The 11,164-nt window shown below is 70.9% G+C and carries 5 protein-coding genes; 3 read left to right on the forward strand and 2 right to left on the reverse strand.

Features of this window, described 5'->3' with window-relative positions:
* The first annotated feature begins 50 nt into the window (after positions 1 to 50).
* The 3 genes from ACFYOU_RS32215 to ACFYOU_RS32225 all read left to right on the forward strand — a co-directional run bounded on the left by ACFYOU_RS32215 (position 51) and on the right by ACFYOU_RS32225 (position 2,949).
* Positions 51 to 659 carry a hypothetical protein gene (locus tag ACFYOU_RS32215; protein ID WP_391310706.1) on the forward strand — a complete coding sequence of 203 codons (609 nt, stop codon included), beginning with the start codon at positions 51 to 53 and terminating at the stop codon, positions 657 to 659.
* 190 nt (positions 660 to 849) lie between these two features.
* Positions 850 to 1,437: a histidine phosphatase family protein gene (locus ACFYOU_RS32220; RefSeq protein ID WP_389772733.1), complete on the forward strand. Its 588-nt coding sequence runs from the start codon at positions 850 to 852 to the stop codon at positions 1,435 to 1,437.
* A gap of 261 nt (positions 1,438 to 1,698) precedes the next feature.
* The gene (locus ACFYOU_RS32225; RefSeq protein ID WP_391310709.1) at positions 1,699 to 2,949 is read left to right on the forward strand and encodes an alpha-hydroxy-acid oxidizing protein; all 1,251 of its coding nucleotides are present in this window, start codon (positions 1,699 to 1,701) and stop codon (positions 2,947 to 2,949) included.
* Positions 2,950 to 3,120: 171 nt separating this feature from the next.
* On the opposite strand, the gene ACFYOU_RS32230 is transcribed toward ACFYOU_RS32225, so the two are convergent.
* Positions 3,121 to 3,807: a maleylpyruvate isomerase family mycothiol-dependent enzyme gene (locus ACFYOU_RS32230; RefSeq protein ID WP_391310711.1), complete on the reverse strand. Its 687-nt coding sequence runs from the start codon at positions 3,805 to 3,807 to the stop codon at positions 3,121 to 3,123.
* A gap of 43 nt (positions 3,808 to 3,850) precedes the next feature.
* On the reverse strand, positions 3,851 to 11,158 hold the full coding sequence (locus tag ACFYOU_RS32235) for an amino acid adenylation domain-containing protein (protein WP_391310712.1): 7,308 nt from the start codon (positions 11,156 to 11,158) through the stop codon (positions 3,851 to 3,853).
* Positions 11,159 to 11,164 lie beyond the last annotated feature (6 nt).

Here is an 11,164-nt window from a genome sequence, read left to right on the forward strand (position 1 = left end):
CAAGCAGGGTGCGTGTGGGGGGAGTTCGGGTGCAGGCCGCGATACGGGGAATGCTGCTCAGCGCAGCACTGGTAGCCACGCTGACCGGCTGTGGGGACGGCGAAGAGGCCACGACCGGGAAGGTCAGCGACGCGCCCGCGGCGAGCGGGAGGGCCACGAAGGCAAAGGCGTTCATCTCGCTGTCGGCCGCGCAGGTGCGCTCGGCGCTGCCCACCGACTACACCCTGGGCGACGCCCTCGTCGGGGACGACCCGACCGTGGTCACGGGGCCGGAGGCACGTCAGAACTGCACCGGGAGCAGCGGCGCGTCCTGCGACGGACTGGTGGCCGGCGGCAAGAAGGAACTCGGAGCCGAGGGATCCACGGACGAGGGCCACATCGAGTTCACCCTCTACGCCTTCGATTCCCCGAAGGCGGCGAGCGCCGTGCGCAAGAGCCTGGCGGCCACGGCGCGCGCCTCCGTCACGGCGCCGCAGCGGGTCGAGATCGCGTCCGGCGCGGACGAGACCGAAGCGTTCCGGGGCACCAGCACGACCCATGTCGTCATGCGCCTCGGCAGCGTCGTCGCTCATGTGCGGGCCGTGGGGACCACGACGGGGAACGTGAACCACGTGGCCACGCACCAGATCGACCTCATCAAGGACGCGTCCGCCCGGTAGACCCGGCCCGGGCGGCCCCGCCCCTGCAACCCGTGGGCGCCCCGCGGGCCGCCGGCCCGTGCCCGCGCACGGTCGCCGCGGCCGCCCGTGTGCCGGCCCGCGTTCCGCACGGCTCGCCAGGCGTCGAAATGTTGGTACCATCCGAATGTTCCGAGCATCTCTGCACTCACCTCCCTCGGGAAGGGCTGACATGGCGACTCGGCGTCTGTTCATGGTCAGGCACGGCGCGGCGGACACCTTCGGGAGGCTCACCGAAGTCGGGCGGCGCCAGACCGAGTTGCTCGCGGAGCGTCTGGCCCGCCTGCCGATCGACACGGTGTGGCACTCGCCGCTGCCCCGGGCGGTGCACTCCGCCCAGCTCATCGGCGAACGTCTGGACGGGGTCCCCGTGCGGGAGGCGGCCGAACTCACCGACCACATCCCGCACGTGCCGAAGGAACCCCCGGCGGCATGGGCCGGGGTCTTCGACGGCTACGACCCCGTCGAAGCGGCCAGGGGGGAACGCCTCGCGGACGCGCTGACCGACCGCTTCGCCCGCCCCGCCGACACCGAGACCCACGAGGTCCTGGTCACCCACGCCTACCAGGTGGCTTGGCTGCTGCGGCACGCCCTCGGCGCCCCACCCGAGCGGTGGTTGGGGATGAGCTGCGGGAACACCGCAGTGACGGCCATCGAGTACTACACCGGCGCGGCCCCGTCGCTGGTCGTCTACAACGACATGAGCCATCTCCCCGCGGACCTGCGCTGGACGGGCTTCGGGCCCGGCGCCCGGCCCTGACGGCGCGCCCCGGGCGGCCGATCCGCTCCGGGCCGGCCGCCGCGCACCCGGGAGTCGTGCGCAGTTGAACGGGGTGCCGCCCACGCACCGCAGGCCAGCACGGCGGGGCAGGACGGCTCCGACGGGCTTGCGCAGCCGAACAGTTGTCGTCGCGCGCCGCACCCCGGCCGTACAGTGCCCGTGACCTGGCAGGACGGCCCCCGGGTCCTCCCGGGCGCAGCCCGTGGCCGATCGCGAGGGCCCTGAGCACGAGGAGGGGCCTTGGACGGCTTCCCGTCACCACCGGTGGGCAACCGCCTCCGACGCCGGTTCCCGCGCCCGGCCGAACTTGCGCCTCTGCTGCGACCGCGGCGGCCCCGGCCCGGCGGGGCCCGGCGACGGCTCGCCGCCGCCGCCGACGTGGCGGACCTGCGGGCCGCCGCCCGCCGGCGCGCCCCCAGAGCCGTCTTCGACTACACGGACGGGGGCGCGGGCGAGGAACTCTCGCTGGCCCGCAACCGGTCCGCCTTCCACCGGATCGAGTTCCGGCCCACCGTGCTGCGGGACGTCTCGGCGGTCGACACCTCGGCGACCCTGCTCGGCGAGGTGTCCGCCCTCCCCCTCGCGCTCGCCCCGACCGGCTTCACCCGGATGATGCACCACGAGGGCGAAGTGGCCGTGGCCCGGGCGTCCGCCGCCCACGGGGTGCCGTACACGCTGTCCACGATGGGCACCACGGCCGCCGGGACGCTGGCCGCCGCCGTGCCCGGCGTGCGCCGCTGGTTCCAGCTGTACCTGTGGCGGGACCGGGCCCGCAGCCTGGACCTGGTGTGCGGCGCCGCGGAGGCCGGGTACGAGGCGTTGATGCTGACCGTGGACACGCCGGTCGCGGGGTCCCGGCTGCGGGACGTGCGCAACGGCATGACGATCCCGCCGGCGCTGACCGCGCGCACCCTGCTGGACGGGGCGTTGCGGCCGTGGTGGTGGCTGAACCTGCTGACCACCCCACCCCTGGAGTTCGCCTCCCTCACCCAGTGGCAGGGCACCGCTGCGGACCTCGGCAATCTGATGTTCGACCCGGCGGCGACCGCCGACGACGTGGCGTGGCTGCGGGAGGTCTGGCCGGGCAAGCTCATCGTCAAGGGCGTCCAGACGGCCGAGGACGCGCGGCTGATCGTCGGCCTCGGCGTCGACGCCGTGGTCGTCAGCAATCACGGCGGGCGCCAACTGGACCGTTCGCCGGTGCCGTTGGAGGAACTGCCCGCGGTGGTCAGCGCGGTGGACGGCGCCGCGGAGGTCTATCTCGACGGCGGGGTGCGCTCCGGCGCGGACGCCGTGGCGGCGGTCTGCATGGGGGCCACCGCGGTCCTCGTCGGCCGGGCCTATCTCTACGGGCTGATGGCGGGTGGCGAGGCCGGCGTGCGCCGGGTGCTGGACATCCTCTCGACCGAGGTCAAGCAGACCATGCAGTTGCTGGGCGCCACCTCGGTCAAGGACCTCACCCCGGACCGCGTCCGGCTGCGCGCCGGCTAGGGCCGCATCAGGCAACGTCCGCCCTGTGGTGACCCGTCGTGACGTGCCTCCCGGTTGCTGCACCGCACCCTGCGGCACCAGGGGGCCGGAACGCTCGCACGGGCTGCACCTGTCGGAACGCGGGCGGTGCTGTTGCTGTTGCTGCCCGGGCGAAGGTCGCCTGATGCCGCGTCAGGGGACCAGCGGGCCGGCCAGCACGCCCAACCCCGCTTCACGGTCCCCGGCCCAGGTCACCGATGCAGTGTCCCGCGGCTTGCGCCCCCACAACACCAGCAGCAGGTCCTCGGCCGTGCCCGAGAGCTCCGCGATCGGCTCACCGGGCCCGTAGGTCACGCGGCGGCCCGTGTCGGTGGCGGTGATCCGCACGGCCCGCTCGGGACGGGTGGCGGCGCCCCCGGCGACCAAGCGGGGCGCCATGGTGTCGAAGACCTCGGCGATTCCGTCGGAGGCGAGCGCCGCGTCCATCGGCTTCGGCGCACCGAGCGCGTGCTCGGCGTCCCATCGGTGCATCAGCGTCTCCTGGCTGCGGCGCCGACGCCAGAACCCGACCGTGTGCGGCGGGTGGAAGGTCCACGCCCCGGCCGAGGGATCCACCGACAGGGCCTGCACCAGCGCGTCCGCCGACTCGGCGTACCAGGCCTTCAGACCTGCCCGGTCGCGGGGAGCGGCACCCTCGTCGTAGCCGTCGCCGTGCCCCTCCCGCACCGCGTCAACGACCCACAGGTTCCCCGCCCCCATGTGCACGGCCAGATCCACCAGCTTCCAACCGCCGCAGTGCTCGACCGGAGCCGACAGATCACCGTCCAGCGCAGCGCCGAACGCATCGAGTTCACGCCGAAGTTCACCCAGGTAGTCCACGGCGCCAAGATACAACCCACCGGCCGGAGCTCCCCGTCCTCGCCTAGGAACCGTCCGTTCCGCGCCGCAGGCGGTCCTGGATCATCGCGCCGATGCGGTGGAGCGTCTCCGGTTTGAGCATGCCGGCGTGGGAGCAGTCCATCCGCCGGTACTCCAACGGCCCGTCGAGGTACTCGTGCCAGACGTCCGGCTCCAACACGTGGTCGGTCTCCTGGGTGGCGGCGAACAACATCATCTCGGTCGCGACCCTCCGGTGCCGGTAGCGTCCGGTGATGTCGATGTTGTTCTCCATCACCCGCATGATGGTGAGGAACTCGCTCTCCTCGATGCTGCCCAGCACGGTGTTCGTCGTCCGCGCCACCGCCGCGAACTCCTCGAACGTCATCTCCTCCGTGGGGACTTCGGCGGTGCTCACCCCCAGCAGTTCGAGGATGCCCCGGTAGTACTCCTCGTGCGCGTGCTCGGGGATGTCCTCCTGCGCGGCGGGCTTCGCGTCGAGGCAGACCACCAGCTCGACCCGTTGCCCCCGTTCGGCGAGCCGGGCCGCGACGGCGTGGGCGACGATGCCGCCGAAGGAGTGCCCCATGAGCCGGTACGGCCCTTGCGGCTGCACCCGGAGCATCGCCTCGATGCAGTCGTCGGCCACCTCCTCCACCGACCCCGGCAGGTTCCCGGGCTCGGACAGGCCGCGCGCCTGGAGCCCGAAGAGGGGGATGTCCGCGTCGATGTGCGGCAGCAGGCTCGCGTAGTTCCAGCACATCCCGCCGCCCGAGTGCAGACAGAACAGCGGGGCCTGGTCGCCCTTGGTGCGCAGCGGCAGGAGCACCTCGAACGCGCTGGAAGGCCCGGTGCCGCCCCCGCCCCCGCCGGACCCTGAGTCGGCGTCCTCGTCGAGACGCGGGGCGAGCGCGGCGACGGTCGGCGCCTCGAAGAGGACGCGCAGGGGAAGTTCCACGCCCAGGACCGCCTGGATCCGGCTGATCAGCTCGGTCGCCAGCAGGGAGTGCCCGCCGAGGTCGAAGAAGCCGTCGTCCACGCTCACCCCGGGCAGGCCCAGCACCTCGGCGTAGAGGGTGCACAGCACCTCTTCCCGCGGAGTGCGCGGCGGACGCCCGGCCCCGCCGCCGTACTCGGGTGCGGGCAGCGCCTTGCGGTCCACCTTGCCGTTGGGGCTGAGCGGCAGTTCCGGCAGGGTCGTCACCGCCGAGGGCACCATGTAGCCGGGGAGCCGCTCGCGCAGGGCCTCGCGCACGGCGGCCGCGGAGAAGCCGGCCGGGTCCGCGGGCACCACGTACGCCACCAGCCGCGGGTCCGTCCCGCCGTGCCGGTGGACGGTCACGAACGCCTGGACGAGGCCGGGCTCACGCAGCAACTCGGCCTGTACCTCGCCGGGTTCGACCCGGAAGCCGCGGATCTTCACCTGGTCGTCGGCCCGACCGAGGTACTCCAGCTGACCGTCGGCGTTCCACCGCACGACGTCACCGGTGCGGTACATCCGCTCCCCCGGTCCGCCCAGCGGGTTGGCCACGAACCGTTCGGCGGTGAGCCCCGGTCGGCCCAGGTAGCCACGGGCCAGGCCCGCCCCGGCGACGTACAACTCGCCGACGACCCCCTGCGGCACCAGTTGCAACCCCCCGTCCAGGACGTATCCGGACAGTCCGAACAGGGGCCGCCCCATGGGTACGACCCCGCTTTCACGACCGGTCAGCGGGGTGCTCATCGCCGCGCCGACGGTGGACTCGGTGGGCCCGTACGCATTGATCATGCGACGGCCCGGGGCCCACCGTTCCGTGAGATCGGGCGAGCACGCCTCGCCGGCCACCAGGAGGACCGCCAGGTCGGGGAAGGGCACGTCCGGCCCCCGCGCGTCGAGGGTCGCCAGCGCCGACGGGGGCAGCGTCACATGGGTCACCCGCCGCCCGCTGAGCGTCTGCGCCAGCGCCTCGCCGGCCAGCGCGTCGGCGGAGGCCGCCACCAGGGCCGCGCCCGAAGCGAAGGCCATCACCAGCTCCCACACCGACACGTCGAAGCTGGGCGAGGCGAACTGCAACACCCGACTGTCCGGGGTGAGCGCGAACGCGTCCAGTTGCGCACGCGCGAGGTTGGCGAACCCGGCGTGGGTGACCTCGACGCCCTTGGGGCGGCCGGTGGACCCGGACGTGTAGATGACGTACGCGGTGTGCGCGGGGTGGACCGGCACGCCCGGGTCGGTGTCGGGCAGCGCCTCCCGGTTCGCCTCCGCCGTCCAGGCGTCGTCGAGGACGACGGCGGGCTCCGCGTCGGCGAGCATGTACGCGATCCGCTCGGTCGGATAATCCGGGTCGACCGGGACGTACGCGGCGCCGGTCTTCACCACACCGAGGATGCTGACGACGAGCTCCGGGCCGCGCCGCATCCGCAGCGCCACCCGTTGGCCGGGGCCGACCCCGAGACCCAGCAGGTGGTGCGCGACGCGGTTCGAGCGACGGTCCAGTTCGGCGTACGACAGCTCGCCGTACGACGTCTCGTCGTGGCCCGCGATCGTCGCCACGGCGTCCGGCGAGCGTTCCGCCGCCGCCCGGAAGAGTTCCGGCAGGGTCACCGGGGGCAGGTCGGCGCGGTCGGCTCCGGACCATTCGAGCAGGGTCCCGCGCTCGTGCGCTGCCAGGACGTCCAGCGACCTGACCGGCCGGCGGGGGTCGCCGATCGCCGAGTCGAGCAGCCGCGTCCAGCGCGCGGTGAAGGCGTCGATGGTCGCCGCGTCGTACAGGTCGGTGGCGTACTCGACGAGGCCGGTGAGGCCGGCCGGCTCGCCCGCTGCGTCGAAGGTCTCGGTGACGCTGACGAAGACGTCGAACTTGGCCGACCCCGCGCCCGCCTTCTCGGCCCCCACCTGGAGCCCCGGCAGGTCGAAGCGCGCCCCGTCGTCGTTCTGGAGGACCAGCACGACCTGGAACAGCGGGTGGTGGGCGGTGGAGCGCTGCGGGTTGACCTTCTCCACCAGGTACTCGAACGGCAGGTCCTGATGCGTGTACGCGGCCAGGCAGGTCTCGCGCACCCGGGCCAGCAGCTCGGCGAAGGTCGGGTCCCCGGAGGTGTCCGTGCGCAACACCAGGGTGCTGACGAAGAACCCGACCAGGTCGTCCAGGTTCTCGTCGCCGCGGCCGGCTATGGGCGAGCCCACGGGCACGTCGTCCCCGGCACCGAGCCTCGACAGCAGCGCGGCCAGGCCCGCTTGGAGGACCATGAACAGCGTCGAGTCCGCGGAACGGGCCAGCGCCCTCAGTCCGGCGTGGGTCGCGGCGTCCATCCGGAACTGCGTGACGTCGCCGCGGTAGGACGGAAGCGCGGGGCGGGGCCGGTCGGGCGGCAGCGTGGCCTGTTCCGGCAGCCCGGCCAGCTGGTCCGCCCAGTACGCGGCCTGCCGCACGAAGAGGCTGTCCGGATCGGAGTCGTCCCCGAGCAGCTCGTGCTGCCAGAGGGTGAAGTCCGCGTACTGCAACGGGAGCGGGGTCCACTCGGGTCGTGCCCCGTCCCGGCGCGCGGTGTACGCGGCGACCAGGTCGCGCGTCAGCGGCCCCATCGACCAGCCGTCGGCCGCGATGTGGTGGATGACCACGACCAGCACGGACGCATCGGGCCCGGTGACCAGCAGCCCGGCCCGGACCGGGATCTCCCGGTCCAGTTCGAACCCGTGCCGCACGATCCGGGACACCCGCTCGGGCACCTGCTCCTCGCCGATCTCCGCCACCTCGACGTCGATCCGGGCCTGCTCCGGGCCGAGCACCCGTTGGTGGGGCCGTCCGTCGACGTCGGGGAACACGGTCCGCAGCGGCTCGTGCCGCGCGATGACGTCATTGAGCGCGGCCTCCAGCGCCCCGATGTCCAGCTTCCCGGTGAGCCTGAGCACGAGCGGCATGTTGTACGTCGCCGACGCGCCCTCGAACTTGTACAGGAACCACAACCGGCGCTGCGCGAACGACAACGGCAACACCTCCGGCCGCACCCGCCGCTCCAACACCGGACGCACACCCACACCCGACAACCCACCCGCAAGCCCCGCCACCGTCGGCGCATCGAACAACGCCCGCAACGACAACTCCACCCCCAACACCGCACGCACCCGACTCACCAACCGAGTCGCCAACAACGAATGCCCACCCAAATCGAAGAAATCGTCATCCACCCCCACCACCGGAACACCCAGCACCCCGGCGAACAGCTCGCACAGGACCTCTTCGGTCTGGGTGCGCGGCGCGCGGGAGGTACCGGCCTCGTACTCCGGCGCAGGCAGCGCGCTCCGGTCGATCTTCCCGCTCAGGGTCAGCGGGAACTCGTCCAGCGCGACGACGGCCGACGGCACCATGTACCTGGGCAGGTCACGGCTCAACGATTCGCGCAGGGCGCCGACGGAGCGGCCGAGACGATCCGCGGGGACGACGTAGGCGACGAGTCGGGTGTCGTCGTGGTGCGGGCGAGCCACCACCAAAGCTTGGGACACACCCGGCTCCGCTTCCAGCGCCGCTTGCACCTCACCCGGCTCGATACGGAAACCACGAATCTTCACCTGATCATCAGCACGACCCACATACCGAAGCTGACCATCCACACCCCAACGCACCAGGTCACCCGTCCGATACATCCGCTCACCCGGACCACCGAAGGGATTGGCCACGAAACGGTCAGCGGTCAGACCCGGCCGCCCCACATACCCACGCGCCAAACCGGGACCGGATACGTACAGCTCTCCTGACACGCCCGTGGGGACGAACCCGAGACGTTCGTCCAGCACGAACAGCCCCGCCCCCGGAACCGCCCGCCCAATCGGGGCACCCCCACCCACCACCAACGGATCACTAATCGCCGCAGCCACCGTGATCTCCGTCGGACCATACGCATTCACCAACCGACGACCGCCACCCGACCAACGGGCAACCAACTCCGGCGGGCACGCCTCCGCACCCACCCCCAAACCCACCAAACCACCCAACCGATCCCACGCACCCTCCGGCAACGTCCCCACCACCGACGGCGGCAAAAACGCATGCGACACCCCACCCCGTGCAAGAGCCTCCTCCAACTCCACCCCCGCCAAACCAGAACCCCCCGGCACCACCAACGCCGCACCCGAACCCCACGCCAACACCAACTCCAACACCGACGCATCAAAACTCAACGACGCCGTACGCAACACACGACCACCCACACCAACACCCATCCGCTCCACCAAACCCGCAACAAACCCCGCCACACCAGCATGAGTGACCGCCACACCCTTCGGACGACCCGTCGAACCCGACGTATAAATCACATACGCCACATGCGAAGGCAACAACGGCACCACCCGATCAGCATCAGTAACCTCCGCACCAGACAGTCGATCCGTGTCGACCTCGTCCAGCAGGACAACGTCCACGGGCAGACCCTCAGGCAAACTCCCCACAGCAGCACGTGTAGTCAGCACCAGGCTCGGTTGTGCGTCCTCCAACAACCAACCGATCCGCGCCCCCGGATACTCCACATCCACCGGCACATAAGAAGCACCCGCCAACACCACACCCAACACCGCAACCAACTGCTCCACACCCGCCGGCACCGCAACCGCCACCACACCACCAGGACCCACACCCCGACCAATCAACCAACGAGCCAACCGAGCAGCACGCCCACCCAACTCCCCATACGACCATTCCTCTTCACCACACACCACCGCCACCGCATCCGGGCACTCCCGCACCCGCCCCACAAACAGGTCGGGCAATGTAGTCAACGCAGGCGCGACACCAGTCGCCGACCAACCCAACAGCCGCTCCCGCTCACCCACACCCAGGACCTCCAGCTCACCCACCCGCGAGCCGGTCTCCGCAACCGCACCGGACAACACGCGTACCAAACGAGCCCCGAACAACTCCACAGAGTCCCGGTCATACAGATCCGTCGCAAACTCGATCAGCCCAGACATGCCAGCGGGGCGACCGTCCTCGTCGAACGTCTCACCCATGTTGATGGTGAGGTCGAACTGTGAACCGGACAGGCCCGGGTCGACGAACTCGGATCGGAGGCCCGGGAGTGCGAAGGCCAGGTCAGTGCTGTTCTGGAGTGCCAACATGATCTGGACGAGCGGGTGATGGCCGGGCGAACGCTGCGGGTTGAGCCGTTCCACCAGGTACTCGAAGGGGATGTCCTGGTGGCTGTACGCGGCGAGACTCGTCTCGCGGACCTGTGTCAGGAGTTCACCGAACGTGGGGTCCGACGTCACGTCGGCCCGTATGACCAGGGTGTTGACGAAGAAGCCCACCAGGTCGTCCAGGCCTTCGTCGGTGCGGCCGGCGATGGGCGAGCCCACCGCGATGTCGCGCCCCGCGCCCACCCGCGAGAGCAGCGCCGCCAGGCCCGCGTGCAGGACCATGAACAGCGTCGCGTCCGACGCACGGGCGAGCTCCCGCAACGCGGCATGCGTCGAGGCGTCGACCGCGAAGCTCACGGTGTCGCTGCGGTAGGAAGGGGTCGCCGTTCGCGGCCGGTCGGTGGGCAGGGAGACGACGTCGGGCAGACCGCTCAAGTTGTCGGTCCAGTAGGCGGCTTGACGGCGCAGCAAGCTGTCGGGGTCGGTGTCCTCGCCGAGCAGTTCATGCTGCCAGACGCTGTAGTCGGCGTACTGAACCGGGAGCGGGGCCCACTCCGGCCCCTCGCCGCCGCGCCGGGCCGCGTAAGCGGCAGCTAGATCGGCCGCGAGAGGAGTCATCGACCAGCCGTCGGCGGCTATGTGGTGCATCACGAGCACCAGGACGGCTTCCCTCGGTCCCGATGCCAATAGCTTCGCTGTCAGCGGGATTTCGCTGTCCAGCTCGAAACCGTGCTGAACACATGCTGCCAGCCGGGAAGCCATCTCGTTCTCCGTCACCGGTTCGACCGGGAGGGTGAGGTGGGCTTCGGCGGGGGTGAGGATGCGCTGATACGGCTCACCATCACGGTCGGGGAACACCGTCCGCAACGGCTCGTGCCGGGCGATCACATCATTGAGCGCCGCCTCCATCGCCGACACATCCAACTCACCCACCAAACGCAACACCAACGGAATGTTGTACGTCGCCGAAGCACCCTCGAACTTGTACAAGAACCACATACGACGCTGCGCGAACGACAACGGCAACACCACCGGCCGCTCCCGCCGCTCCAACACCGGACGCGAACCCACCCCCGACAAATGCCGCACCACACCAGCCACCGTCGGCTCATCAAACAACACACGCAAAGCCAAATCCACACCCAACACCGACCGCACCCGATTCACCAACCGCGTCGCCAACAACGAATGCCCACCCAAAGCAAAGAAATCATCATCCACCCCAACCCCCGACAACCCCAACACCTCAGC

The organism is Streptomyces sp. NPDC005955 (genome assembly GCF_042871255.1).
Classification (GTDB): domain Bacteria; phylum Actinomycetota; class Actinomycetes; order Streptomycetales; family Streptomycetaceae; genus Streptomyces.

Bases quoted from the DNA above. Each gene is read 5' to 3' on its own strand.
- ACFYOU_RS32215 (WP_391310706.1), top strand. From the start codon at position 51: ATGCTGCTCAGCGCAGCACTGGTAGCCACGCTGACCGGCTGTGGGGAC.
- ACFYOU_RS32220 (WP_389772733.1), top strand. From the start codon at position 850: ATGGCGACTCGGCGTCTGTTCATGGTCAGGCACGGCGCGGCGGACACC.